General features: G+C 42.3%; 19 protein-coding genes. 4 read left to right on the top strand and 15 right to left on the bottom strand.

All coding sequences use genetic code 11. The features are described from left to right. From C6H04_RS04610 to C6H04_RS04595, 4 genes are all read right to left on the bottom strand, one after another. The coding region (locus C6H04_RS04610; protein WP_104732454.1) for an ATP-binding protein at positions 1-2,387 on the bottom strand (2,387 nt) is incomplete at its 3' end. Then, the gene (locus C6H04_RS07995) at positions 2,384-6,115 is read right to left on the bottom strand and encodes an acetate and sugar kinases/Hsc70/actin family protein (RefSeq protein WP_199767087.1); all 3,732 of its coding nucleotides are present in this window, start codon (positions 6,113-6,115) and stop codon (positions 2,384-2,386) included. The genes C6H04_RS04610 and C6H04_RS07995, both read right to left, overlap by 4 nt. Before the next feature lie 37 nt (positions 6,116-6,152). Next, positions 6,153-9,509, bottom strand: a complete 3,357-nt coding sequence (locus tag C6H04_RS08145) for an acetate and sugar kinases/Hsc70/actin family protein (RefSeq protein ID WP_233711852.1) — start codon at positions 9,507-9,509, stop codon at positions 6,153-6,155. A 120-nt stretch (positions 9,510-9,629) separates the two neighbouring features. Continuing rightward, positions 9,630-10,343: an efflux RND transporter periplasmic adaptor subunit gene (locus C6H04_RS04595; protein WP_104732453.1), complete on the bottom strand. Its 714-nt coding sequence runs from the start codon at positions 10,341-10,343 to the stop codon at positions 9,630-9,632. 662 nt (positions 10,344-11,005) lie between these two features. Here C6H04_RS04595 and C6H04_RS04585 point away from each other — a divergent pair. After that, positions 11,006-11,755 carry a hypothetical protein gene (locus tag C6H04_RS04585; RefSeq protein WP_104732451.1) on the top strand — a complete coding sequence of 250 codons (750 nt, stop codon included), beginning with the start codon at positions 11,006-11,008 and terminating at the stop codon, positions 11,753-11,755. Here the strand turns inward: C6H04_RS04585 and C6H04_RS08315 are convergent. The 4 genes from C6H04_RS08315 to C6H04_RS04555 all read right to left on the bottom strand — a co-directional run bounded on the left by C6H04_RS08315 (position 11,712) and on the right by C6H04_RS04555 (position 16,967). Continuing rightward, a complete protein-coding gene (locus C6H04_RS08315; RefSeq protein WP_104732450.1) occupies positions 11,712-11,948 on the bottom strand; it encodes a hypothetical protein in 237 nt (78 codons plus the stop codon). The genes C6H04_RS04585 and C6H04_RS08315 overlap by 44 nt on opposite strands. 1,013 nt (positions 11,949-12,961) lie before the next feature. Continuing rightward, positions 12,962-14,290 (bottom strand): replication initiation protein, encoded by a 1,329-nt coding sequence (locus tag C6H04_RS04570; protein ID WP_233711853.1) that lies wholly within the window; start codon positions 14,288-14,290, stop codon positions 12,962-12,964. Positions 14,291-16,293: 2,003 nt separating this feature from the next. After that, positions 16,294-16,593 carry an SEL1-like repeat protein gene (locus tag C6H04_RS04560; protein WP_158653812.1) on the bottom strand — a complete coding sequence of 100 codons (300 nt, stop codon included), beginning with the start codon at positions 16,591-16,593 and terminating at the stop codon, positions 16,294-16,296. 53 nt (positions 16,594-16,646) lie between these two features. After that, positions 16,647-16,967: a hypothetical protein gene (locus tag C6H04_RS04555; RefSeq protein ID WP_104732446.1), complete on the bottom strand. Its 321-nt coding sequence runs from the start codon at positions 16,965-16,967 to the stop codon at positions 16,647-16,649. Positions 16,968-18,710: 1,743 nt separating this feature from the next. Here C6H04_RS04555 and C6H04_RS04545 point away from each other — a divergent pair. The 3 genes from C6H04_RS04545 to C6H04_RS07990 all read left to right on the top strand — a co-directional run bounded on the left by C6H04_RS04545 (position 18,711) and on the right by C6H04_RS07990 (position 19,917). Then, the gene (locus C6H04_RS04545; RefSeq protein ID WP_104732444.1) at positions 18,711-19,031 is read left to right on the top strand and encodes a hypothetical protein; all 321 of its coding nucleotides are present in this window, start codon (positions 18,711-18,713) and stop codon (positions 19,029-19,031) included. A 7-nt stretch (positions 19,032-19,038) separates the two neighbouring features. Next, positions 19,039-19,257: a type II toxin-antitoxin system RelE/ParE family toxin gene (locus tag C6H04_RS04540; RefSeq protein ID WP_104732443.1), complete on the top strand. Its 219-nt coding sequence runs from the start codon at positions 19,039-19,041 to the stop codon at positions 19,255-19,257. A gap of 489 nt (positions 19,258-19,746) precedes the next feature. Continuing rightward, positions 19,747-19,917 (top strand): hypothetical protein, encoded by a 171-nt coding sequence (locus C6H04_RS07990; protein WP_199767086.1) that lies wholly within the window; start codon positions 19,747-19,749, stop codon positions 19,915-19,917. 153 nt (positions 19,918-20,070) lie between these two features. Here C6H04_RS07990 and C6H04_RS04530 read toward each other — a convergent pair whose 3' ends face one another. From C6H04_RS04530 to C6H04_RS07985, 7 genes are all read right to left on the bottom strand, one after another. Then, on the bottom strand, positions 20,071-21,177 hold the full coding sequence (locus tag C6H04_RS04530) for a hypothetical protein (protein ID WP_104732442.1): 1,107 nt from the start codon (positions 21,175-21,177) through the stop codon (positions 20,071-20,073). A gap of 689 nt (positions 21,178-21,866) precedes the next feature. After that, the gene (locus C6H04_RS04525; protein ID WP_104732441.1) at positions 21,867-23,216 is read right to left on the bottom strand and encodes a restriction endonuclease subunit S domain-containing protein; all 1,350 of its coding nucleotides are present in this window, start codon (positions 23,214-23,216) and stop codon (positions 21,867-21,869) included. Positions 23,217-23,331: 115 nt separating this feature from the next. After that, the gene (locus tag C6H04_RS04520; protein WP_233711851.1) at positions 23,332-23,784 is read right to left on the bottom strand and encodes a hypothetical protein; all 453 of its coding nucleotides are present in this window, start codon (positions 23,782-23,784) and stop codon (positions 23,332-23,334) included. 44 nt (positions 23,785-23,828) lie between these two features. Continuing rightward, positions 23,829-24,536: a DUF3800 domain-containing protein gene (locus C6H04_RS04515; RefSeq protein ID WP_104732439.1), complete on the bottom strand. Its 708-nt coding sequence runs from the start codon at positions 24,534-24,536 to the stop codon at positions 23,829-23,831. Beyond that, positions 24,536-25,021: a hypothetical protein gene (locus C6H04_RS04510; RefSeq protein ID WP_104732438.1), complete on the bottom strand. Its 486-nt coding sequence runs from the start codon at positions 25,019-25,021 to the stop codon at positions 24,536-24,538. Before C6H04_RS04510 ends, C6H04_RS04515 begins: the two co-directional genes overlap by 1 nt. A gap of 32 nt (positions 25,022-25,053) precedes the next feature. Next, positions 25,054-25,299: a hypothetical protein gene (locus tag C6H04_RS04505; protein ID WP_199766172.1), complete on the bottom strand. Its 246-nt coding sequence runs from the start codon at positions 25,297-25,299 to the stop codon at positions 25,054-25,056. 169 nt (positions 25,300-25,468) lie between these two features. Further along, the gene (locus tag C6H04_RS07985) at positions 25,469-25,705 is read right to left on the bottom strand and encodes a hypothetical protein (protein ID WP_199766047.1); all 237 of its coding nucleotides are present in this window, start codon (positions 25,703-25,705) and stop codon (positions 25,469-25,471) included. Between the last annotated feature and the right edge of the window lie 288 nt (positions 25,706-25,993).

The raw sequence follows: 25,993 nt of genomic DNA, 5'->3' as shown, positions 1-25,993 counted from the left end.
TTAAGCACCTCTGAGGTGAGTTTATTGGGGATTTGATCCACGATGATCAAACTCTCCCCATATTTGCGCACTTCTGCTAGCATATCGGTGAAACTCTCCACCCCTAGTTTTTTATTGGGGCTATCTGTGTAATCTACCTTGCTTAGTAAGCGGTGCGCCTCCTCTATAAGGGTGATGTGTTTAAAATCCTTCCCCCTATCTTTATATTCTTGGTGTTTGATTTTCAAAGCTTCGTTGATTTGGATCAAAATAAAGCCCATGATCAACGATTTTTCGCCCCCATTTTTGATCTCTTCCAACTCCAGGATGACATTTTTTTCGAGCAAATCCACAAAATTAAGCCCGCGATCGTTATTGAGCAAGAGGGCTTTAGAGCCCACTAAAAGCCCTTGTAATCTAGCGTTGATCGAGCCGATGTAATCGTCTTTTAATCGCTTATCAAAACCCTGTTGTTCTACGATCTTGGTGGTTTTATGGTAGAGATCGCTTAGAGTGGGGAAGGCAAAGACCCCTAAATCAAAGGGGTTTGTAAAGCGCGTATTGGTGCTGGTGTTAATATCCCAGCCATAGTCTTTATAGCATTCATAGAGCGCGGCTTCTATGATTTGGGGGATGGCGGCTTCCATGTCAAAGGCGGCTTCAATATTGGCTTTAATCATCCCCACCCTGGAGGTGATGTTCTCATGGGGAAAGAACTCAAAGGGGTTGAGTTTAAAGGGGGCTAGCTTGGAGTTGCCCAAAGTAAAGACTAATAATTCCTCTTGAAACTGGCTATCCTCTAGCAAAGCGCGATACTCCGTTTTAGCCGGCTCGATCACCAAAAAGGGCATACCAGCACTCTTAAGCAAGCTTTGGCAGGTGGTGGTCTTACCCGAGCCTGTAACCCCAGCCACAAAAATATGTTTGTCTAGCCAAGATTTTTGCAAATGCACGGATTGCTCTAAGAGTTTCCCACTTTGCACCATCTGCCCTAAGTTTAAATGTGCTCCGCTAGCAATCCCCTTTTTAGTGTTTAAGCCAAATTCCACCTCTTCGCGCAAGGGTAAGCCCACCACTTCCTTTTTAGGTAAGGTAGCAATCACGCCTAGCTCACTGGTGGAGAGCCAGCTAGATTGGGTGGCTAAATCCCTTGAAAACAAGAGGCGCAAAGCCTGCGTGTGTTTGCCCTGTTGGGGGAGAGAAATTTGAGAAATTTGGAAGTTTTTTAAAGCTTCAATTTCGAGCGCATCGCTATTTTCCTCTAAAAATTGCATTTGCAAGGGGGCTTGGTTATTCTCATCTCCTGAAAAGATTGCTCTAATTGCTCCGCCTAACTTGCTTAAATTCCCCTTTTGCATAGCGGCTAAATAAATGCAGGTATGAAATAAACCTTTGCTACGCCCAAAATTGAGCCGTTTTAAAAGCACTTCATCGAGATATTTCATCCACTCACTGGCTGTCTTGTTGGTGTGATCAACGCTCAAAGTCTCGCTAGTGTTGGTGGTGGTGCTATTGCCCTTAGTTTCGCTTTTGTTGGTGGTGTTGGTGGTGGAAGTGCCCTGCGTTTTTGTCTTGGTGTGAGAACTGCCCCCATTGGCACTATCATTAGTGCTGTAATTGTTATTGCCCTCTGAATTGTTAGTTTGCGTGCCTGTCTGTTTGCTCCAACCCTCGTTTTTGGCATCTGCCTCTGACCATGAGCCATTAACCCCTTCCGCTATAGAATTTCCCTTATTTTCTGAATAATTTTCGCTAGTGCTACTCCCCTCGTTTTTTTGGATGGATTGTTTGGCCATGGGGGCTAGATCGTTGTAAAATTTAAACAACTCGGATTCTAACTGGTTTGTATAGGCCTTGCTAAAGGGCTTGGCTAAAATCAGCAGAGCAAAGACATCTCCGCTCATAATATCAATGAGGCGATCGATTCCTTGAAAATTTTCTTTGTCTTTATAAAGGCTAGGCACGCCGTCCATGCGCGCAAATCTCTTCATGTTGCGGACTTGATCTAGTAAGATATTTTTATGCTCCTTTTCTACCTTGATCACCTTAGAGCCCCTAAAATTGCCCTCAATGCTGGGTTTGAGCACCCTTGTGGCCAAGTCATCAATATCTAATTCTAGGTTACCTTGATAACTCTTATCCTTAACCATCCCTACAAAAAAAGACACCCCATTAGTATCACCTAGAATCAAATACACCAGCAATGCTCCCTCCATGCGCGCCATGCTAATCACATTTTCAAAGGCTTCCCTGCGAGGGCTGTCCTTTTCAAAGGTGAGTTCTTGGATGTGGTAAAGGTGAATATCGCGCGCTTCTAGGTGTGCGTTAGCTTCTAGGGCTAGCACTCTACCTTGATCGTAATAACCTCTAATGAGGGTTTGGTAATCTGTGGTGTTGAGATTGCTCATAGTTCTATCCTTTTGGGTCGTTTAAGATATGTTTCGTTGGTAATCCCCTCTTGAGTTGCTACGACAAATTCAAAGGCATTAGGGCTTACCAAGCGTATAAAAATAAAGGCATCGGGGTTATTTATGCCCGTTTCTAAGGTCTTTTTCTTAATGGTGGGGTCGGTCAGGCTTAGGGTATGTGTGCTCTCTTGGGCGGTGTAATAGACCTCAAAATGGCTTTCAGAGGCATCGATGAATTTTACCCACTCATCATAAGAGCGGTTTCTATCGATCACCATCTCAAATCTTTGCCTGCGCACGCGGCCTAAAGAGTATTTAAAGCGCGTGCTCTCTTGGGCATAGGTGTTAATCACCTGAATCGATCCGCCTCTGCGCGCTTTAATCAGTCCAAAGGCTACGCCTGTTTTGCCATTGGGTTTTTCTAAATCCGTGCTGGCTAGGGGCTGGTGCAAGATAAAGTTAGCAGATTCTTGAAACTCTACTTGGATACGTGCTATCTCTGCGTTAAACAACTCCTGCACAAAAGCAGATTTGCTCGCATTGCCCGCTAAGAAAATATGAAATGTGTCAATGTCGGCTGCGCTATCTCCCTTGTTTTTAAAATAAGATGCACTTGCCTCATAGAACCTCTCAAAGAACCGCTCAACCCCCTTTCTAATGCGCTCCTTAAATAGCTTTTGCACCTCCTGCACCCTAAAATCTAAGCTCACTCCCGCAATTTGTTGTCCATTACGATCAAAGAGATTTAAGCGCAATTCCCCCTCATCCTCAAATTCCCCACCCTCCCAAAGCGGGCGTAATTTTTCTACTAAGGTCTTGGTGTTGGTGCGCGCTTCTTGGGAATGATTGATCAAGGTTTCAGAACCCAAAAAGACTTGCCCCTCAGCGGCTTTTTTGAAGGGGATTTGCTTTTCAAGCAAGAGATTTTTATTGTGCTTGAAAACTTCAAAACTTGCTAACTCTAATAAATTCTCTCCGCCCAAATAGCGATCCCCCCCTGCGCCAAAGTGTTCTAAAACATAATCATAACGGCTAGAATCCGGAGTGCCTTTAAAGAGTCCAAAGTCAAAATCAGTCGTTCCGCCCCCAAAGTCAAAGACCCCATAATAAACCCGCTCATTCTCGCTAGGATCAAAACCATAGCCTTCTAATGCTATGAGTGCATAAGCAGCAGGCTCTCCTGCGCCCTCCTCTACTTTGAGTTGTGCGACCACCCCTTGAGAGTGCAGGCTATTAGGTAAAGATTTAGCAATGCCCCTCTTAAAACTCTCTAAGATCATGGTGCGCACTTCTGGCTCATAGGTAACCGGGAAGGAGAGCAGGTAATTTAAGAAAATCCCATGATGCTGGTTGTTGATATATAGTCCTAGATAATAGGCATAAAGTTCAATAGGGTTGAGATCATCTCCCCTTAAATCCAAAGCTCCCTTCACCTCAAAATGTGCTTTTTGTTTATCTAAAATTTGCAACTTTTCATGCTGGTTGCCTGCCCATGCTTTAAGCTCGCTTAAATAGGCGTTGTATTCGCTCGAAGGGCTTCCCAAAAACGTACTATAAGCGGTGTGAGAGACCTGCACCTCCTCCCATTCCGTCTTAGGCCGCCCTGCTTGGGCTTTGTAGCTTTGTAAAAAATTAGTCAAGTTGGTAAAACTAAGGATGGTAGGGTTTTCATACTGGTGTCTCTCCACCCCAGTCGCAAAATCCCCCAAACCCACCCGCATGGGGCGAATCGCGCTATTGCCCTCTTGGTAAACCACCACCGTGCTAGTTGTACCAAAGTCAATCCCCACTAAGCCCTCTTTGATGTCAGCCTTAGGGTTGCGCGCGATCAAGGGGGTTTCAAAGTGCATAAAACTAGCCTTGCCTCCCACATAGGCACTAGCGACATCCCAAAGCTCCCAAGAGCCTCTATTAGCATCGCTTAAAATTCTAGGATCGTAGGGGGTGATGTCAGCACGGATACTATCAGCCTCCAAAAAGTTACGCGCATAATCCCCTCCTCCTATATTTTCTTTAGAGACCCATTTGTCTTTTACCCAGATAAAGGCATTGAGAGGAGTAGAACTCAAGTTCTCCAAGCCTTCGATTTGGTTGCCCCCCTGCTCTAGTCTGCTTTCGGCTTCTTGGCTCTGACAGATGTAAGAAACTATCTCTTCTACTTTGCTAGTTTGCCCAACTTCCATTTGGATAATAAGCTCTCTGATCTGTTTTGTTTCTAAATACTTTTTGGGCTGCGCCTTAACACTAGCAATGCGGCAAAGCAGGCTAAAGGTCTCTTTTAGGGGCTTGTCAAAAGGCATGCTCATCAAAAACCAATGCGTGTTTTTATCCGCAAAGTTGCTACGCTGACTCTGCAAACTTCCATTTTGCATGTAAAAGGCATTTTCTATATCCAAAAAGAGAGAGAGGGTATTTTTTCTCATTTCCCCTTGAGTGTTTTGGATTGTGGGTAGTTTGGGGTAGATTTTTTTCATGTAGGTTTCACCCCGTGCAAACATGTCCTCCATCCAAGTCGTCCAAAAGGAAAAGTCTTTAGGACTCTTATCTAAAAATTGGAAACACGCCCGATGTGTAGAATATAGGGCATCTGCTGATCCAAACCAATCCATTAAAATTTGTTTCGCCTTTTCATCTTGAATATCTAGACTATCCATTACTTCCATCTTGTCAGGTCCCACAGAATGAAGCATTTTGAGCATTGTATGTGCGCCATAGATAAAAACTATGGCTTGTTCTTTGGGCAGATAGAAACCGATCTCGCCGATCTTGATCGCTTCTTCTTGTGCAACTTTTTGCTTAAACGCCTCAAAACACGCAAGAATATGAGCACTAAAGGGGTGTTGAGGATTTGAGAGGTTTTCACTATCTAAGAACTCTTTCCAACTCGCATTGATGCCCTCTTGCGCTTCTTCTTCGGGGAGATAAATCCCTTTGACTACGCTAATATCCTTGCTATGGTGTGTCGTGCGTCTTTGCCATTGTAAAAAACGCTCAATGCCTAGACCCCTCCTCAACGCACCTAAAAACACCAAGCAAAGTTCTTTAAGACTGCTCAAAATCTCGGCAAAAGGAATTTTGTCCCACACCTTTTTTACTTGCACTTGATAGCGCTTCAAGATTTTTTGCAGCTCAGCAGAGAGCTTTTTTAAATCCTCTTTATTTTTGTAAGCTAGTCTTGCTAAGAAGACAAGACCCACAACAATCCCCCCAATCAGGGCGATCCAAAAGATAATTTTCACGCCCAGCCAAATCCAAGAAAGCAGGCTTAAATACCCCGCCCATAGGCTTAGAAAACCACTTGGAGCAAAATAACGCACCAACCCCAAACCCACACCCACTAAGAGATCCAACCAAATTATCTTGATCCCTTGTTCCATGCGCCATGTTTTTGTGTTCAAACCCACAATAAACACTACAAGCGCAATGAAATCCACAAAGACCACCATGCCCAAAATTTTAAGCACAGCTCCCCAATCCACACTCCAGCTTGCAAACATAGAGACATAGAGGGGCGGAAAAAACCAGCGCAAGACTAAAGAAGTGATACCCGCTAACACGCCCAGCGTAACCAGCACGGAGAGTGTGCGCACCATTTTACGCATCACTCTTTTTGAAGCCTGTGTGGCACTATTGCCTACATAGCGCCCGAACAATATATCATTTCTTGCTTCTACCTCTGCGCGTGCGTCATAGGCAACCCCCGCCAAGCTAAATAAAACCCCTAACATCATTTCTCCTTAAACCTTGTTTTTTCTATGAAAATGCTCACAACTCCACGCGCACCACTTCGCTCAAATATTCCCCACTCCCTAGCCCCTCCTGCGTGGCGACTACAAATTCAAAGGCACTAGGACTCACAAGACGCACAAAGATAAAGCCATTTTCGCTTACAATGCCCGTTTCTAAAGCTTTTTTCTTGATCGCACTATCTTCAAGACTGAGTGTGTTGGTGCTGGCACTTGCATGGGAGGTGTAATAGACTTCAAAATGGCTCTCAGAGGCATCTAAGAATTGCACCCACTCATTATAGGGTTGGTTGCGTGCCACTAAAGTGTAAAACTTGCGTTTTTTAGAACGCCCTAAGAAGTATTTGAATTTGATATTCTCCTCTACATTGTAATCGATCACTTGAATCGACCCACCCCTGCGCGCTTTAATCAGCCCAAAAGCCACACCTGTTTTGCCATTGGGCTTTTCTAAATCCTCCCCACCTAAGGGCTGATGCACGATAAACTCGATCTCTTGAAGTCCCTCTTGCTCCATCTCTGCTTTGAGCTGAGCGATCTTCTCTTCAAAGAGTTCTGTAACAAAGGCGGATTTGCTCGCATTGCCCGCTAAGAAAATGTGAAATGAATTAATATCCCTAGCGTTATCGCCCTTAGAGCTAAAATAGGCGTTAGTGGCATGCACAAACTCCCCAAAGAAATTTTCCACCCCTCTTTTAATGCGCTCCTTAAAGAGTTCTTGCACTTCTTGGGTGCTAAAATCCAAACTCACCCCTGCAATCTGCTCTGCATGGCTATTAAAGAGATTCAACATCAAAGAATCTTCCTCTTCAAACTCTCTACCCTCCCATAGAGGTCTTAACTTTTCTACTAAACTCTTGGTGTTGATTCGCGCCTCTTGTGACTCACTTAGCAGAATCTCACTCCCGGGGAAAGGCGCGCCCTCTGCAGGTTTTTTAAAGGGAATGTGTCTTTCTAGCAACACATCTTTATTGCGCTTAAAGACTTCAAAACTTGCTAGCTCTAATAAATTTTCTCCCCCTAAATAGCGATCGCCCCCTGCGCCAAAGTGTTCTAAGATATAGTCATAACGGCTCGATTCGGGGGCTTCTTGAAAGAGTCCAAAGTCAAAATCTGTGGTCCCGCCCCCAAAGTCAAAGACCCCATAATAAACCCGCTCCTCTGCGCTAGGATCAAAACCATAGCCCTCTAAAGCCATGATCGCATAGGCTGCTGGCTCACTGGCTCCCTCTTCGACCTTAAGTTGCTCTACCACGCCCTGAGAGTGCAAACTATTGGGTAAAGATTTCGCAATACCCTTTTTAAAACTCTCTAAGATCATTTGGCGCACTTCTACCTCGTAAGTTACCGGGAAAGAGAGCAAGTAATTTAAGAAAATCCCATGGTGTTGGTTATTGATATAGAGCCCTAAATAGTAGGCATAAAGTTCAATGGGGTTGAGATCGTCTTCTTTTAAATCCAAACTGCCTTGCAAGTCAAAGTGTGCTTTTTGTTTGTCGGCTATGTGGAATTTTTGGTGTTTGTTGCCTGCCCATTGTTTGAGCTCGCTCAAGTAAGAGTTATACTCGCTAGAGGGGCTACCTAGCATGGAGCTATAAGCGGTGTGCGAGATATTGACATCGCCCCACTTTGTCTTGGGTCGCCCTTTTTGCGCCTTGTAGCTCTCTAAAAAGCGTGTGAGATCATTGAAGTTAATGATCGTAGGGTTTTCATATTGCTTGTTATCAATCTTTTGACTCAAATCTCCCAAACCTACACGCATGGGGTGAATTTGTGTGCTCTCTTCTTGGTAAACCACCACCGTGCTAGCCGTGCCAAAGTCAATCCCCACCAGTCCGTTTTTAATATCTGCTTTAGGGTTTCTAGCAATCAGCGGGTTTTCAAAGGGAACAAATAGTGCGCTCTGTTTGGCACCCATGTCCCAAAGTTCCCAAAGTCCGCGGTTGGCGTCGCTTAGGATTTTGGGGTCATATTCTTTAATGCCGGCGCGGTTTTTATCTTGTTTGGCAAGCGCACTTAAATCTAGTTTAAGCTTTTTTGAATCATCAAGGACAAAGTGCCAACCATCCTCATTCCAATCCCATCTAAATGCTTGTAGGATTTGCCAATCCGCATTTGTCTCAAGCCAATCCAACTGTTTGGGTAAAAAACTACCCTGTAACACCACCTCAAAGAGGTCTCTGAGAAATTTTGCGAGAGTCTGAGCGAGTCTTTCTTCTTGAGTTTCTTTATTCTCCTCCTTGCGTATTGTAGCCAATTCTTTCTCGAAACTTTCTTCAAGTTCTACACTTTTGCCAATGAATCCTCCAAGTGCTCTGCTAGATAGATCGCCAAAGCGAAATGAGATTTTGTTGTTAAAAAGGAGACGATATTTTTTCCTACATGCGTTGAATGCGTGTTGATATATCTCGGATGCTTTATTTTTATCAAACACATCAAACATATCTTCCCCTCCCCTGATTATCTTTGCCATGTCGTAGCCTACCATGTCGTCGAATGATTGAATGTCCTCTCCGAAATGTTTTTCTCCCCTTTCAATAGCTTGTAATCCTGCAATGCAATTTTTGAGCGTTTCGAGGCTTTCACTTAAAGCCATAGAAACCCGACCCGGCGATGCACTCAAAAAAGCATGGAGGTTTGTGTAATCCTGTTTTTGCGTATCTGTTACCTTGAAAGTGGAGGCAATGTAGAAAAAGGTGAAAAGGTCTTCATCAGACAAATCAGCGGTAATAACCGTGCCTAATGACCAAAACATCGCTTCGGCGCGATGATAATCGTTATAACCTTGTTTTTCGAATTTACCATAACTCTGAAGATAAAAGTAGCGCCCTTGTTCACTCTCGCTTTGTGCCTTCCCTTGCGGATCTATGTATTGGATTGCATTGAGCAGTTGCTTGTGTTCTTTGTCTCTAGCAATGGGGAGCCTGTTATAAATTTTTTGCACAATGTGATTCACTTTTTCTAGATTGAAAGTGCTTGATTCGATCGCGAATTCCGTGCTGTAGTAGTGATCCACACCAACAAAATAGACAAGAAGTGCCTCTACAAATCCCCTTGTGTAGCTTTTGTTGTTGCTAGTTCTTTCATTCTTACTTATGCTGTGGTATGCATCTTGCGGGTAGACAAAGCAAAATGTTTTATCCTTAGGTAAATAAAAACCCATTGTGCCAATGTTCAAGACTTCTTGGGTTGTGATCGCCTGTTTGAAGTGATCAAAACAAGAGAGTATGGGTGCTCCCCAGGCATATTTGTCTGTAAAATCAGCACCACGATCGCCCTTTTTAAATGCTTCCCAAGCTAAGCGAAAATCCTCTACCAATTGATTTTCCGATGTAAAGTAAAGCCCTTTGATTTGTGAAGTGGTATTTGTTTCCATGGTTTTTCTCCTTAAGTGTGATAAGATCTATCCGAATTGTCCTTATTTGACTTCTTGATGCAATCTGCAATAGATGCGCTCGCCATTTTTGAGTCTTTTCAGTGTTCCATGGATTCTTCTTTAAATTTTCACCACAGATTGGCGTTTGACTTCACCGGTTCTAGCGTGTTTAAAGCCGCGCAGTAGCACTTGGGTAATTTTGCCACTGGCGTTGGTGCTAGAGTGGTGGCGTTGGTGTTTGGTGGGGTCGTAAGTTTGCCCCACTTCTAGGGGGTCTAGCTGGTAGGGCGTGGCTTGCTCGTAGTAGGCAAAGAGGGCGTAAAAGATTTCTGTCAGAGTGTGCGCCCCCTCTGTGCTACTTTTAAGCGCGTTGTTAGTGTAGTCCCAAAGCATTTCGATATTTTTGCCCTGAACGCCGGCGGACAAAAAGGCAAGCGGATCGCCCTCTTTAAGGAGATTAGCTAAACCGCTTTTCATGTCTGTAGGTAAAGTTAAAAACAATTCATACGCTTTGATCTTGTGTTTTTCTAACTCTGCTTGGGCTTGCTTTAAGGCTTCTTGTGTGCGCTCTAGCTCTGCTTGTTTTTGCCTATCTGCCTCTTGCAGGTTGAGCAAGTCCTGCTCTAAAGCGGCTAGCTGGGTTTTATAGCCCTGCAATTCTTCTTGCACCCTTTGGTATTCTTGGCGCGCTCTTTGCTCCACCGCCTTTATTTGCTCTAATGTGGATTCATTAGAATTTTCAAACATCTTTTTTAACCATGCAAACATTGCCTTCTGCACCTCTTCATCTTGGAGTAAGTCTAAAAATTGGGTTTTTAGGGGGTTTTCTGACATAAATAGCCTTTCTTAGGGGGATTGGTGGGCAAATTGAGCCCGTTTAGGGGTTGATACGCCAAATTGGTGGCGTGGATAAAATTTTTAGAAAAGTTTAGTTTTGTTGGGGGGGGGGGGGTGATCATTTCTTTTGAAAAAGGGGCTCTATACATGCTCTTTTGGCACTTGGGGCAGGTGTTGCCCACTTGGGGGCTAAGTCCGCTCTGCTCAAACAACCACTCTCAAAGCGCATAATTTTAGAATACTCGCAGAACAGATGAACATACAAGGTTCAAGCACAAGAAACAACGAAACACTCCCCGATGAAACATCCACTAATAGATTGTGTCTAGTATACCTTAATTCGCTGCAATTTTCAACCTTATATCGCTGCTTGTGTTGTATACACTAAGCTCGTCATTAACTTTCTCAATTACAGGAGAAGCGATTTATTTTGTGCTGTCACCAAAAAGACCAAATTCTCTTAAAATCAAAGGGTGCAGGGTGCCTCGCAGGGTCCATTTACACCTTGAGTCTATTTGGATTTATTTGAGATTCCCCAAATCCAGAGCATCCGCCAAAGGCACACCGCTACTCACGGCGGTTGGATCTCTGAGATTTTTCGATCTTATTCTTTTCTAGGTAAAATCTGACTGAATTACCACTATGTATGGAGGAGAGGTATGTACAGCATACAGCAAGAGTTTATTGAACATTTGAAAGTTCTATTCAAAGAATACACACATTTACTCACTCCTCACTTTGAAAAAGAAATTGAATGTAGTATCAGGGTTCTACACCATCAATACCTATTTGGGGCTTGCAAAGAAGCCAAAGTTTTGCTCGATAAAAATCAGGGCAAAATTTATAAATCTTTATTTGACATAATCATGGATATTTATAGCAAAAGGCGTAGCCGGCATCAGGCATATTTTTTTATTTTACAGTGTTTTGAAAATGCTTTGCGTAGCACTATGGCTACTGTGCTTGCAAATGCTTTCAACCACGGCCAAGATGATTGGTTTTTATATCAAAACCCCGATTATTCATACCTTGTTAGTAAGGCACAAGCCCGCAGTGAGAAATTAAATAAACCCATTAATAAAGGTAAGTGCACTACATTTGATGTGTTTGATCTCTTTTCTTTGGGAGATCTAGAACATATTTTAAGACATTATTACCCTTATTTTGAGCAGATCTTTAAGGCAGAAAAAACTTATAAAGGACGATCTCTGCCCGTATTCAGAACGAAACAGCATGCGCTCAACACAATCAAGCGTATTAGAAGTGCCTGCAATGAAATTTTTCATAACAAACCTACCCGTATTAAGTTTCAAGAGGATGTGGAGGTTTTGCTTTTACGCCTTGACTACAATCTTGAGAAAGCCATTAAAGCCACGAATTGGCAGGATTTTTTACATTTAAAATTTTGAACATGTCATTTGTGTGATACAAGACATTTTTTGCCAAGTACCTAATTAACAGTGAGTGAAGTGCCCAAATGCTAAAGACATTCGGGCCTCCTAGGCTGATGTTGCCCGTAGGGAGAGTTTGGTTCTCACTCTGTGTCCCTATAGTAGGGATTTTACAGAGTTTGAGCTCCAACGCATTCCCTACAGGTCTCACACATCAATCTGCCAAGGCGTAACTTTGCACACTTCCTGCGCTAGATACGAATGTATGGAGGCATTATACCACGAATTAGTGGCATTCATCCCACCCGCTAAAGACGAGTGGGATTTCTGCCGAGGAGATTAAATTGCTTCTGCAAAATATCTCGTTCTTTTTCAAGCTTAGCTCTTTGCTCTCAAACTTTATTGAGCATCTTTTGTAAGTCGCGTTCACTCTTTACTCCCTTCTCTCGTTCAGATATCGCCTCAGTACTCGCTGTATTATTGTTCACATTGCCTTCCTGAAAACTATCACTACTAGTGCCAACAACATTATCTGATTGTGTGGCCATTGATCAATCCTTCAAACAAGATAAGATTATACAATAGCAATAGAGCCTTATATCCCCCCGCTAGGGGGGGTAAACTAACCAAACGAGCTTGCGAGTGGTTTGCACTAGCAAATGGTTAATTTACAAGCTAACCATTACTCTTCAGGTATCGTTGCGCAAGCTCACTATGGTTAGTTTGTCCTGCGGGGTTATAATCCTGCGAGCTCAATCAAGGTAGCTATGACTTCGGCTAGGGTGTCTAAAATGGATAAAATATAGTCCCAAATTTCAGAATACATTCGGTGAATGTAGCAGATAATTTGATTTTTTTATTGAAAACTTGTGTGTTTCCTTTGACATTCTAAAGAACGATTTATATAGCTAGGCGTATAATCTGAAGATTGTTGTTTTAACTAGCCACACATAGCCGTTCACCACCGACTCGTGTTGATCTAGCCAAGACCATTCAACCATCACAAATCTACCTCTCAAAAACTTACGCGCGCCTCCCTTGATATGCTATGAAGTGACCAACGCTACTAGGCGCGCAATTCGATATCGTTACTTTGTTAGCGTGCAATTAAGTACCCTTTAGGTATCGCTCACAAGCTCGCTATGCATAATTTGTCGCTCAAGTGTCGCGATGGGCTAAAGAAGAGTTTTTCCATGTGCGATGATTGTTAGTACAGATATGTTGTTATGCTTCGTACTTCTTAAACCAGTTCTTAAAGTGCTTCATGCTTTTAAAGTTAAAGGGTTCTAAAGCTTTGCGGGGTTTGTCCATGTCTTTGACTTCTACTTGGATTTGTCCATTCTCTAGTGTAGAGATATTTTTGATTTTGAGATGAGAGGGAATATTATTGGTGTTCATCATGTAGAGATGTCTACCGATGTATTCTGTTAAATCATCGTGAGAATTTAGAGCTTTAGTTTGTTCAGCAATGAAGTTTTGAAACTTTTCAAAACCCTTGCTCTCTTGTGAGTCTTGTAAGTCTATTCTTTGATAGCCCCATTGTGCTATGCGTTCTAGTAAAGCCTCTTTGTTAGGTAAGGTAGCATTTGCCTCTTTAAATACTTTGCCATCTTTGTAGTATTTGATGAAAAACTCATAGCCTTCTTGAGCGGATTGTATATTCTCAATGGTGAGAATGGTGTCAGGTTGTTCGGGTTTAGAGAAACACAGACCTAAGACCTCCATAGTCTTGTCATTTTGATTTGATTGTTTTATTTGTCTTTGAAGTTGCTTGATAGTTTTCTCATTGTGTAGATGCTGTGCAATGGTGCTTAGATCGTGTTGGGCTTGTTTTCTATCCTTGCTGGTTTTAGTGAGGGGTTGGAAGTAGAATTGGATGTGGGTGATACGATTACCCATGCCCTTGGTTTTGAATTTCTGATAGCAGAGATGTTTAAATTGGGGGAGCTTGTTGAGTTCTTGGATAGCGGGTTTGAGGATAGCACGCTCAACCACTTCAAGTAACTTGATATTTACAGGTATCCCCATCAACTCCCTAAACTCACCCCACTCTTTTTTTGGAGGCACTCCTGTGCTTTTCCATTGTTTGAGAAGACGATAAAGGGTCTTGGCATACTTGCCACTGATGTTTTGAAACTCCAAGAGTTCAAAGGAAGTGAAGTTGGCATGCAAAAAGTTAAGCAGGTAACCAAAGTAAGGCATATTCACTTGGATTTCTATGCTTTTCAGTTGAGTCTTTTGGGTGTCGTGGTAGTTAATTCTAAATCTCCTAAAAAGCATGATGCTCTCTTCAGCACGGGGGTAGAGAATCCAAAAATTAGCAGTCCTGATATTTTTCCAAAGCTTTTTGACAACACTGCCTAATTCGTTTTTGCTGATCTTGACTGCGTGTACCATTGCTTTAATTTCATCGAGCTCGAATACCAAGAGCTCATCTTCCTTGTCTTTGAGTTTATTGAATATGGCAAAGAGAAGATTTGTTTCTAGTGCGCCTAATCTACCTAGAGAGACAGAGTTAACATCGTTGTGAAAGGTGACATATTTTTCAGAGATGGCATGGGGAATTGTGGGTTGCTCTTGTGTGATGGCTTGGGTTTCTAGGGGTTCTTGCTGTTGTGGCTGTGGGGGTTGACTGATTAGTTCTTGCGTTGTTGTTAGTGCGTTAATCCTCGTGGTGTCAGGTGTATCAGTTGATTGCTGATCTGGTGGGCTCTGTATGAATGTGGCTTGAGATTGGGTTGGGGTTTGTGAGTTGTGTAGTAGGGGTTTGCGAGGTTAAAGTCATTATTTGCTTGAGACATTCCGTCTTCTCTCTATTCAAGGCATCTTTGAATGTTGCATCAACCTCTGTATCTATGAGTATTTGCAGTTGTTTGAGCCGGCGCATTAAAACTTTTCTTTGCCCGCCCATGTTCATAGTCATCCGTCTAAATAACTTTATCTAGTGTAGCAGTATAACTAAAGATTATATTTTTACTTAAACATATGGTTAGTGCGGAGTTAGTGCGGATTTTATTGGGTATTACTCTCCACGAGCCCCGTACTACACGGGCTTCCCGAGGGACCTAAAAGGTTAAAAAGACGAAGTCTTTTAAAAGGGCTAAACACCTGCATGCGCGCGCATGCGCTCGGGAATCGGGATCAGGTCAAAATCGCTCAAAAACTGGGTAGAAAACTTAACAAAAAAATTTTTTTTGGGTATTTTTTGTCATTTTTATTGTAATTTTGAGAGAAAATCGTTATAAAAATTGCATGGTGATTGTTAGGTAATCTGGGTTTGCGCTTCGTATTCATGGTGGTTGGCGAGAATAAAAAAATTTTTTAAGAATAAAATTTTTTTATTGAATTGACAGAGAATCGACTCGGAATGCAGTGCTAACGCACTGCTTACAGAAGGGATTATCTGTGGGGAAGACCCCCCACACCCCCCTAGGGCTTTTGAGAGGAGAGAGAAGTGTTGTAAAAACGCTCTACAATCGTTGTGAAGGTATGGGTAGGCTTTTTCGGCATGGGTTGAGAGTGTTGGAGCGATTGTAGGGCATTCTAAAGGGATTGGTAAGAGTGTTTTGAGACGGAGGAAGAAAAAGGTGTACTTTTGGAGTGTCAGATGGAAGTATACTGAACTTTGATGGTAAGGTTTACAAGGATTTTTCTAGTGATGACATCAATGGACTTGCGCACAAGAACTTCTGGAGGGCTTTTAGAGAGCTGTGAGGACAAGATTACAGTTTATAGGCGAAAATGACTCTAAAACGCATTCTAAGCGCATTTGGGGGTTGGGGGTAGTCTAGGTATGGTTTTTAGATAAGTTGCGCTGTAAGAGGCTTGTATGGGGCTGAAAACGCTATGTGTTTTCTTGAGTGGCGTGTCTCTTTCATTGTGTGGACTTTTTCTTGCTCTTGGACTTGGGATGTTCTTGGTGGGTTTGGATGAGCTCTAAAGGCTTTTTGCCATTTAGCTATAGGGGAATATATCAAGTCGGGAATAGTAAAGACTTAGTATAGTTTGGGTGTGGTTACTAATAAATTGTGCCTAGCACAAAATAGCTTAAAACCCACCTACTTTAGGGCTTTTGAGCCCTTTTCAAGCCAACATGCCCTCATTTCGTTCAAACACCGCTTTTACCTGCTTGTTGAGTTTTATCGATGTATAATCTTGTATAATCTTAGAATATTGCCTAATTACGGGGTTTAAAACCCTAAAGTGGGTGTTTTTACGCTAAAATGAAATATGGAAATAAAAAGTCAAGCGGGTTTGAAAATCTGAAAGATCTAAAAAAGCGGGGTGTGATTGTGCGCCGTCTGTGGACCTTGGAAAGTGGGCACCTTAGTGTTCACAAACGCATCACGGGTATAATTTTGAGCTACGCATCCACACAGGATCAGACTACCGCTTGTATGTAATCAAACGGGGCAAGACGGCAAGACGTTGGTAATTTTGTTTTGCAGAGGCGACAAAGTACGCAGGTTTTGGGTATGTTCAGCTTTTAGGACACCTAATAGCAACATACCCAGCAACAAACCCCATCTTAAAACATTTTGACACATCGTTTCTCCCTAGTGTGGTTTCTGCCATTTTTCTAACGCTAAAACCGCCTCCTTGTTCTCAAATTCTACCGCCTTTTTCAAATACTCTAACCCTTGTTGCTCGTCTTTAGTTGTGCCTAAGCCCTCTAAGTAGGCTTGGGCGAGGGCATAAAGAGTTTTGCCTAGAGTCTTGGTATCTATGTTAGATTGCTGGGCGCGCTGATAGTCAAAGTCGCTAGGCTTTAGAAGTTTAGGATCGCACACTTTATACCTCGAATCGATTGTAAAGTTCAACGCCCATCGCCATCCATGTTCGAAGTAGGTTCCCATGCTTGTGCTTGTGGACATGCACCCTTTGGCAAAACAAGACATTTTGATACATCTTAAACCCAGAGATTAGGAGAATCGCTCGATATGAAATTATCCATAAGAGAGAGTGTTTTCAACGCGTGGGTGCTGGTTAGATATGCTAGCTGGAAGTTCGCATGAAAGACGTGGTTGGCTAGTTCGTTGAAAATTTGGTGCGTGTAATTATAATCATTGGGCTTGTCATAGTCCCATTCACCACTCCATACAGGCATGTTGTGAAAATAGCTCAGTGCATATCTAAGCTGCCAAAAACGCGTGGGTCCCAGGGCGTAAAAATAACCTGCCCTATCTTTATTTTGTTTGATGCCCTGCCCTTCAAAGAGTAGATCACCCAAGAATATCGGGGCTTGGATGCTGTGTAGAGCATTGCCTTGTTGGTAGAGACCATAGGCTTTTTTGTAATCCTGCTTCTTTTTAGCCTCCTTGGCTAGTTCAAGTGAATATAGAAGCCCTATTTTAGGGGGTTGTTCGATTTTGGAGGAGGAGCTTAGAGAGAGTTTTTTGACTGAATAAAATTTTATTAAAATTCTATTAAATGCCTGATAATTCGATAACTAAATTTTATTTAAAATTTATTAATTTTCAATTATTTTTCATTTTAATTTTATTAAATCTTATTAAAACAACAATTTTTGGGTTATGCACCTAGTTGCATGATCACTTTATAGCAAGGTCTATGAAGCATATTCAATAATCGTTCTAAAATGCTCTAAAATCGTTTTAATGGGCGGGGTGCTAATGGTGAACTCTTTTTTGCAAAGTTGCGATTTATGACCCCTTTACGGGGCTAAAAACGCTATGCTTAATCTTGTGTAAATAATTTTTCCAAACTCAGCAAGGATTTTAATGGATAAGAGACAAGACATCAAACAAGCTTTGCATGCCGCCAATATTTTTTTGTTTGCCTTGATCGTGTTTTACATCGTTCTTACTCGCGATTCACACGCATGGGGATGGGAAGCTGATATAATTTTCTTTGTAGCATGCCTTGAAATGGGTGCTGTTATTTTAGCGTTATACCCTAACAGACACATCTCTTTAGGACTCATTGCTTTAGGATTTGTGCTATGTTGTGCTCCATTTATCCCTCCCCCAAAACACGGAACAATCGTACTTAGCGTAGGAGCTCTCATCTTTTGGGCATATGTTGGTAATAAAAAATGGTGGCTTTTCCCCATCCCGCCTTTAATCGCTATTATTCTTATCTTGTTTGAGTCGCATGATGCCTTGTTTAAGTGGAAGGCGTTCGTGTTAATGTTAAAAGTCACGCTGAGCTGCTATAGCATTGTACTTCTTTGCACGCTTTGCGTTTATCCCATTAGAAACGCGCATTGGTTTTTGCGCTGTTTAGTGGCTATAGTTGTTTTCTGGCTTCTCAATGCTCAAGTTGGATCGCTCATGGTGTCTCTCCTTTTTGGTAGATAAGTTGCACGCTACAAGGCAACGACTCCGAATTGCGCGCCTAGTGGCATGGATTGCTTTGTAGCACATCGAAGGAGGCGCGCGTAAGCTTTTGAGAAGTGAATTTATGGTGGTTGAATGGTCTGGGTTAGATCAACACGAGTCGTAGTTAGACAGCTAGGTGTAACTAAGTGAAGTGAAGGATTTTTATCAGCGATTAGCTTTTTATTTCACTCTCCAACTCTTCGATGCGTTCTTGCATTTTCAAAAGCTCTAGGGTTTACTCTGTGCGTTGCTCTTCGGGCAACACCCCCGCGCTCTCTTTCAAGCGTGAGACACCTTTGATAACTTCGAGTTTAAGTAGCAAAAGCTCTTGCTCTTTTGGCGTCATTGATTAGTCCTTTGTGTTTAATCGCTTCTAAGTATGGTTTTTGTCTAAGTCGCGCTCTATGAGGCTTCCAGGGGGCTAAAAATGCTATGTTTGATTTTGAGTGGCTCATGGATTCTCCAAATTGTCGTTTTTATTGTGCTTTTGTCTTGCTTTTGATGGGTTGATGGGGGGGTTAGAACGATTGGAGTGGTTCATGGATTGGTGGGGTGGTTTGGAGGGAAGCAGCAAAGAAATATTCCCGTAAATAGCAACTTTAGGGTATACTCACAAGAGAAGAGGTGATTGTATGTCAGTAGGTTATCAGAGAAAAGACAAACAGGGTATGGAGGATTATCGGGTGTACAACGAGAAGCGACTGTCTGAGATTTTGAGCATCACCCAGGCGCAGCTCTTGGAAGTGCGAGCAGAGCGCAGGCAGATTACAAAAAAGCTCCAGAACCTTCACAGAAAAAGAAGTCAGATTAAATCTATGCTTATTGCAAGAAGAGATCACATGCCTAACCAAGCAACACAGCTGGCCTTGATGAGTGTCGATGATCCTGACGAAACATATATGAGAACCAGCTCATTTGCTGAATTTGCAGAGAGAGCCGAAAAAGAAGATTAACTCTTTCGTGCTCGAGATTGTTGCTAAGAAGTCTTTTCAAAAAGATTATACAAGACACTTCAAAAGTAAGAATATTACGAGAGGTGTGCTTGATGTCATTGTTTCGAAACTTCAACAACAGCTTCCACTTGAAGCAAAATACAAAGACCATGCCTTAAAAGGGCAATGGAAAGATTTTAGGGAGTGCCATGTCAAGCCAGATTTGCTGCTGATCTACCAAGTGTAAGGCGATATGCTTGTTCTGTTGAGACTGGGTACGCATAGTGAGCTGTTTGGATAGATTGCTGAAGAAAAACGACCTATTTGAATGCTGTGTTAGGAGATGCACTGAGGCGTAGGGGTTTTTGCAATTTAGATATTACCATCTGCGCCATAAGGCATCTTTTTTGTGCTCTAATGTCCCTCATAGAGTTGGGGCATCGACTCTTGGAGTAGGAGTCGTAAGGTCCGCTTGTGGGCGGACTTTGATGATGCCAGAATTCCCTAGCTTTAGCTATGGGGGATATGTCAAAATTTAGCTATAAGGAGGTAAAACGCCTCTTCCGCTTCTTAATCCTCATAGCCAAAGAGTTTTTGATTGTTGTTTACTTTTTGGATTGCTGGGGTATAGGGCGTATGTTTTGATTAAAGAGGCCATTCAAGATTTCGCTGACTAGGTTTGGTTAGGATGTTAGCGGGTGGTGTAAAGGCACAACTTGATTGTGCCAAAAAGGATTTGCAGAGGGCCACAGAGGCGTTTAACGATCTAGAAGAGCGTAAAGTCTTTTGGAAGTGGTTGGCAAAAGGATGTGTGGATTTTGAGGCACACAAGGCCAAGAGCCTAAGGTGCATGGCAGACCTAGAGCAGGAGGATACAGCAGAGGTTGTGATCGCTTTTTTTTGGTAAAACCAATGCGGGCAAATCCATCCTCATTGAAACCTTACGCCTTTTTTCAAAGAAGAGGGAAAGGTCCAACAGCAAGCGTTATTTAAAAAATACAGGCACGTTTTAAGACACCCAGTCCAAATTATACTAGTACCTAACACTAAGAAGTAAGCCTTATTTAAATAGATAGGCGTATTCAGATTTTGGGTTAATGAATTGTTTGAGATCGCTAAACTTGATTGGAAGATAATTGAGACTTCCTCCTATGCTAACGCTTATTTCATATGTATGCCATGCAAATGAAACATAACCGGGCGTGATGTAAAATTCTGGTTCATCTGTTAAGGGAAATGCCGATGGGGATATCAAATCGCTATAATCTGGGTCGTTTGTGAGTCTCTTACTAAGGAAGTCTAGTAACTGCGTTTTCTTTGTTTTATCAAATACATCATCAAAATCACTAGGAATTGGATTCCCAGTTTTTAGATTGTATCCCACCATTGTAACATTTTCAACGCCTTTACTTCCATTGCTAGTGAAGTGCTTGACATGCAACAATAGTGTGCGATCATCTAGTAAGTCGACAACAACATATTCATCATTATATTCATGATTTGGAGATTCGTCTTGATCAGGTGCATAGTCTGCATACTCTTCTTTTAGCTCGGATAATATTTTGCTTTTTAGTTCATTTTCGCTCTTAGCTCCTAAAGATATGGCATTATTTAGCTTTGTATAAACTTCATTTGAGAGATTGTTATTGCATCTTGGGATGAATATTTTTAGCATTGAATAATCATATGAGTTAATGTCTGTGCCTGCACTGAATTCATTTGACACAAGAGAAATTTCACTAATTTTTGCGCTCGCATCTTGTTTGAATTTAAATTTTACTCCATTAAGCGTACCCTCTAAAGTTAGCAAGCCCTTTTCAAAGCCAAATTTAGCAGTGTCTAAGTCTAAAGGTCCATAATCTTTATCCACGCCTACGACAAAAAAGGCAGGGTTGTCGTACATACTTGTAGTTGCAAGGTCTAGGTATGCCTTAGTTTTTTCTCCATAGAATTCGCCATCTAGTAAATAGAACTTCTTGTCTTTAATTAAGGCAATTAGCTCTTTATAACTCATTTTTTTGGGTGCAATATTTGTTTTGGAGCATTCTGTGGCATATTGAGCAGTATTTTTAGTTTGGCTCGTATTTTTAGCTACATCTTGAGTCGTATTTTGAGCACAAGATGCGAGCAAAAGAGCTAGAGTACAAGCTAAAAGTGATCTTTTCATGTTATTTCCTTGTTTTGTTTAAGTTTTTGCATGTTAGCAAAAATACTAGCGTGCTAAAAAGGTTTCATGCCTTACGCACCCTTGTGAGCTCCGCTCTTATCATCAACACTAGATAAAACTTCTACACTTATAACGGGGTCGGGCTCATCACACACCACAACAACACGTCTAACCAAACCGCTCTGTTCGGGCGTGGCGGGTTGGGGTGTTGTATGGTTTTAAGCAGCAAAAAATAATACTAAATCTATCAAAATACAAATAATAGACTAAAATTATCCATAAAACAAACCAAAATACCTAAGATATTAGATTTTTAAGTTTAACTGAATAAAAATCTAATATAACGATTGTTTAGTCTTGCAAAAGCGTTAAAAGAGTTAAATATGCTTACCTCCGCTCCCTTTTTGGGGTTGGGGGCGGATGTTTTTCTAGCCACTCAAGGGCATTTCTGGCATTGTTGATGCAACGCATTGAGTTATCCTAAAAATCGTTTAAGAGCTCTTGGGCTAATTGCGGGTCTTTTGTGCCTATCTCTTTGATGTGGGCTAAAAACTCGCTATCTAAGTCCGTTTGCCCGCTTTGTTGGTCTGTACCCGTTGAGGTGTTGGCTTGTACCTTTGGCTGTGGGGGCTGTGCTGTGGGGGTGTCCTTAATGGCTTGAATATCACCCTCAAGTTTTTGTATTCTGTTTAGTAATTTTCAAAAACTAAAAGACCTTCCACTTCCAACTTGGCTTTTTCTAAGAGTTGTTTAGCCTCTTGGCGGTGCTTTAGGCTCTTTTGCACATAATGGGCGATCTGTTCTTGAATGGGAGCAGGGATTTGGGGGAGCAACACGCTTTGTAAAGCACTCTTAGAGATGGCACATAGGATTGTCCCGCTAGAGAATTTGGCTAGGTAGATTTGAAACAGCGGGGATTTAAAGAGGGTTAAAAGGGTTTCAGGGTTAAAGCGGGGTGAACGGAGCACAAAAAAACCCGTAGACACCACGCAGGGGCTTAAATGGGGTGGGACAAGGGCACAACGACTTAAGCTCCCCTCTACGCTAGAGAGCAAGACATCGCCACTTTGAGCTAATCGTTTTGCCCGTGTGGGGAGGTGTGCGCCTAGCGCCTCTGTGTGGGTTGTAATATTGCCATAATTGCCAATGTGGGCGAGTTCGACATAGCGATAAGGGGTCGTGGGGTGTGGTTCAAAGGGGGCATCGCAAATTTCAAAGTCTTCAAGGGTGCAAACCCCACCTTTGTAGTTTTTAATCAAATCCTCTATTTGGGTGTATCTGTGTTGGTAAAACTCCGCATCGAGTCTGCTTGTGCTTAAAAAGCTCTCTTTGAGGGTTTTGATGCTGTGTTCTTTGAGTGGGGCTGAGGGCAGCGTGCCTAATTCTTGCTCTAATAGCTCTTGTGCCTCTTTATAAAGACTCTTGCTCTGTTCTAGGGCGTGGTGGGCGGTTTCTATCATTTGGTGTATTTTAGAATTTAGGCGCAGGACGACATCGGGTATAGGCATCTCATTAAAGGCAAATTCATAAAATCTAGGGTGTTCTGTTCCATACTGACTATGAGCTAGTATAGTTTGCACATAACGACTTAATGCAAAAACCATAAGTGTATTTGATGAAAGTTCTTGAGTGCGTGGGCGATAGACTAGATATTCTGTTGAAAAAAATTGCCTTAGTTGTTTGGGTTGGACTACAGCCATTTCTTGCAGGTATGACCTAAGGCGCGAAATAACAAAATCGCCCGCTTGTGCCTCTTGTTTGTTGCTCCCAAATTTTGGAGCGTTTAGCACCTCTCCCTCATCCAAAAAGTTCCCCAAAGAGTGAGTTAAATCATAGACATACACGGCTTCGTTAATCTGTGAAGTGTTGGATTTCACAAGGTCAAAATAATCCAAAACCTTTTTATTAGATTTTAAAGCGTGTAAAGCTTGTTGCCTCTTGGTGCTGTTAAATTCTGCACCGAGAATAAAATGTTTTTTAACTTCGCTTAACTTTAAAACGCTGACCTCTAAGTGGGGGTATCTTTGGGCTAGGGACATGGACTTCCTTAATTCTTGTTTTTTAACGCAATTTTCACCAATTTTAGTATAAAATAAGCTCGCTCAACTACCGGTGGTAGAAAGAGATGGCTCGCAGTGCCTCAATCTGCACCCATTAAAACCACGCACAACTTTTAAGCTTTGGGTCGTTGTAATAGCTTTCATAGCGGTCTTTGTAAGCCTTTTTGTTGTCGTTTTTGTCTATATAAAAACCTGTTACAATAAAAGTCGCTTCTGTCTTGTGCGATTTTTGCAAAATCACCACAAAATCAAAATCATAGAGCCATAGATATAGCCTTGTCTTCTTGTCTTGGTAGTAGAACCATTTGACATGGGGTTTTTCATAGTCCAAGATGATTTGCCTGATCCACCCAATCCTACAAGCCCTTTTTGGGTCAAACACCCTCTTATGTTCTTTGTTTCCCCTTGTGATCAAGTGCCAAAAGATTTGTTCTTTTTGGTTGGGGCAACCGGAGGGTTGCAGGGGGTCGATGTAAAGGCTGTTGGCAAGATAAAGGGGTGTGTCTAGGAAATCTTGCTTAAATTGTTGGTAGGCTAACTCTACCATCTCCTCCTCACCAGAGCATGTGCTAAAATCTAAAAGCGGGAACATTAGGCATTTTGTTTGAGCGTGATTTTAAATACATTGAACTTACTCTCCCAAGGGGGTGTGCCCTCTTCAAGCCTAAAACCCGCCCATTCCTCGATTTTTTGGACAACATGGTTTTTAATAGCACTTTGGTGGGGGATGTCATCGCGGGCTTTGTAGGCGATTGCCCCTATGAGTAGGTCGGTAAGTTGGATAATTTGGGATTGGTGGGATTTGGCGGTGAAACATTGGGCTTGGATAGTGTTCTTGTAGTGGTTGTGCAACACCTTTTCTAACTCCCGCATCCGCACCGCACATTTAGAATCTTTGTAGTCTAAGTAAATTTTGATGGCGGTTTGGGGTTCTATGAGATTTCTCAACACATAGTAAAACATTTTGTAGTAGAAAATGTCTGGGTTGCTTTGGTTGTAGCGATCGTGGGCGAGTTTTCGTTTATCGGGGATTAAAGTAGCTTGGAAGCGTAGATGGACGCTAGAAAAGAAAAGCTCTAGCAAAGCATCATAAAACCCTCTTTGGTTTTGGATGAGTTTTGTCCATTTGAGCTCTTTTTGGTGGTTGAATTGGCGTTTTAAGTCTTTGATCGCTTGGTTGATGGAGGCTAATTCGCTTGAAGGCAGGCTGATTGCCCCTAGCACCATCACCTTGGAGCCTAAAGAAGGAGTATAGTCTAGGTGATTGCTTTCATCGCAAAAAATTTTATATTCTTGCATCACTCTCTCCAAAAACTCAAGCCCTCACTTTTGGCAAACTCGATAAATGCCTCAGCAATGCCATCTTGTGTTAATCCCTCGTGGTTAAATAGGTCGTGCTTGACAATCAAATGTCCATGTTGGTCTAAAAGCGGGCGACTCTCTAAGATTGTACTTTGTATGGTGGCTTGGCGTTGTTGCGCGGGTTTGAGTTTTTGATACCCTTCTTGGCTGATTTTGCGTCCCTCAAATTCGATGAAGTTAGCCGCCTCTAGGCTGGTATATTGAGTGTCAAAGTCTTTTAGGCTGTATTCTTGTGTGGTGGTTTGCCCCTCTGTGGTGCGTTCAATTTTGATGCTCTCTTGTTTGACATAGATTTTATCTCCGGAGTTGTTCTTGCTGGGCTCTCGCATGGTGGCAAAAAAGATGTTGTAAAGGTTTTCTGCCCGGTTTGGCTTTGCCTTTAACCTTAAAAGTGTTTTTTTGGCATTGCTGGCATTCTTCAAAGCGTCCTAGATAGTTTTAGGGGTGTTTTCATTCATTGAATTGCTCCTTGTATTAGGGTGTTTAAAAGGCGTTGGTATTCCGTGATGGAAGTCTTGTAATGGAGTCTGGAGAGCGGGGTTTGTAAAGAGAGTTCTTTAAGGCTCAGTCCCTTACGCATGGAGTTTTCTAAAATCTTGGAGCGTTTGAAGAAGAAAAAGTTTAAATCGTTGAAGTTAGATTGCAAGGTAAAACTGACTTGTTCTTTTTCCTTTAGACTTTGGTAGTCGGTAATAAGCACCACCAAAGCATTTTAAAGTTTGCGACTCTTGGATAGCTTCAATAGTTTTTAAAAGGGCGTTGCAAAGAGGCGTGCGGGGGATGATTGCTTGAATGTTGTATTTTGACTTAAATTAACACTTAAAACCACCCATAGAGGACTCACGAGTAAAGCATTTTGATTAAGCAGATCATTGAAACCCTCCCCTTAAGCGTTTCTGTAACGCCAAACAGATTGCGTTGTCAGACTTAAAAGTCTGGAGTTTATCCTTAAGGTCTAAATACACACAAGGGCTCTCATCAATGGAGATTAAACGCACGAGGTGTAATTGCTCTTGAATGTCCTTAGCGTTGTAAGTTTGAGATTGAAAGAGTTGTAGGCAAATTTGCTGAGATTTGGGGCTAAGATATTTGGGGCTTAGGCACATGGTTGGGTGGTCTTTGAGAGTGTCTTTTGAAATGTTGGGCTCATCATTTCTTAAGCGGTCGTAAAAAGGGGCGTTGCGATTTAAGGGGAACACCCGTGCTGCGTGGAAATCAAAGAGGTGTTCGGGGTCTATGCATGTGGCTTTTCTATATCTGAAGTCCCATAATGTCGCTCTTTCGCCTATCCAGTCCGGAGAGATTCCTCTTGTTGTTTGATTAGGGTTTTGACCCTTGGAGGACGCCTATGACTTGGCTCATCTTCGCAGACGTCGCTTTTGTTCTTTATTTTC

The sequence above is a fragment of the Helicobacter salomonis genome, from assembly GCF_900197775.1.
Taxonomy (GTDB): domain Bacteria; phylum Campylobacterota; class Campylobacteria; order Campylobacterales; family Helicobacteraceae; genus Helicobacter; species Helicobacter salomonis.
This window is presented reverse-complemented; position numbering and strand designations above follow the sequence as displayed.

Bases quoted from the DNA above. Each gene is read 5' to 3' on its own strand.
- C6H04_RS07995 (WP_199767087.1), bottom strand. From the start codon at position 6,115: ATGTTAGGGGTTTTATTTAGCTTGGCGGGGGTTGCCTATGACGCACGC.
- C6H04_RS08145 (WP_233711852.1), bottom strand. From the start codon at position 9,509: ATGGAAACAAATACCACTTCACAAATCAAAGGGCTTTACTTTACATCG.
- C6H04_RS04595 (WP_104732453.1), bottom strand. From the start codon at position 10,343: ATGTCAGAAAACCCCCTAAAAACCCAATTTTTAGACTTACTCCAAGAT.
- C6H04_RS04585 (WP_104732451.1), top strand. From the start codon at position 11,006: ATGTACAGCATACAGCAAGAGTTTATTGAACATTTGAAAGTTCTATTC.
- C6H04_RS04560 (WP_158653812.1), bottom strand. From the start codon at position 16,593: ATGGGAACCTACTTCGAACATGGATGGCGATGGGCGTTGAACTTTACA.
- C6H04_RS04545 (WP_104732444.1), top strand. From the start codon at position 18,711: ATGTCAGTAGGTTATCAGAGAAAAGACAAACAGGGTATGGAGGATTAT.
- C6H04_RS04530 (WP_104732442.1), bottom strand. From the start codon at position 21,177: ATGAAAAGATCACTTTTAGCTTGTACTCTAGCTCTTTTGCTCGCATCT.
- C6H04_RS04525 (WP_104732441.1), bottom strand. From the start codon at position 23,216: ATGTCCCTAGCCCAAAGATACCCCCACTTAGAGGTCAGCGTTTTAAAG.
- C6H04_RS04520 (WP_233711851.1), bottom strand. From the start codon at position 23,784: ATGGTAGAGTTAGCCTACCAACAATTTAAGCAAGATTTCCTAGACACA.
- C6H04_RS04515 (WP_104732439.1), bottom strand. From the start codon at position 24,536: ATGCAAGAATATAAAATTTTTTGCGATGAAAGCAATCACCTAGACTAT.
- C6H04_RS07985 (WP_199766047.1), bottom strand. From the start codon at position 25,705: ATGTGCCTAAGCCCCAAATATCTTAGCCCCAAATCTCAGCAAATTTGC.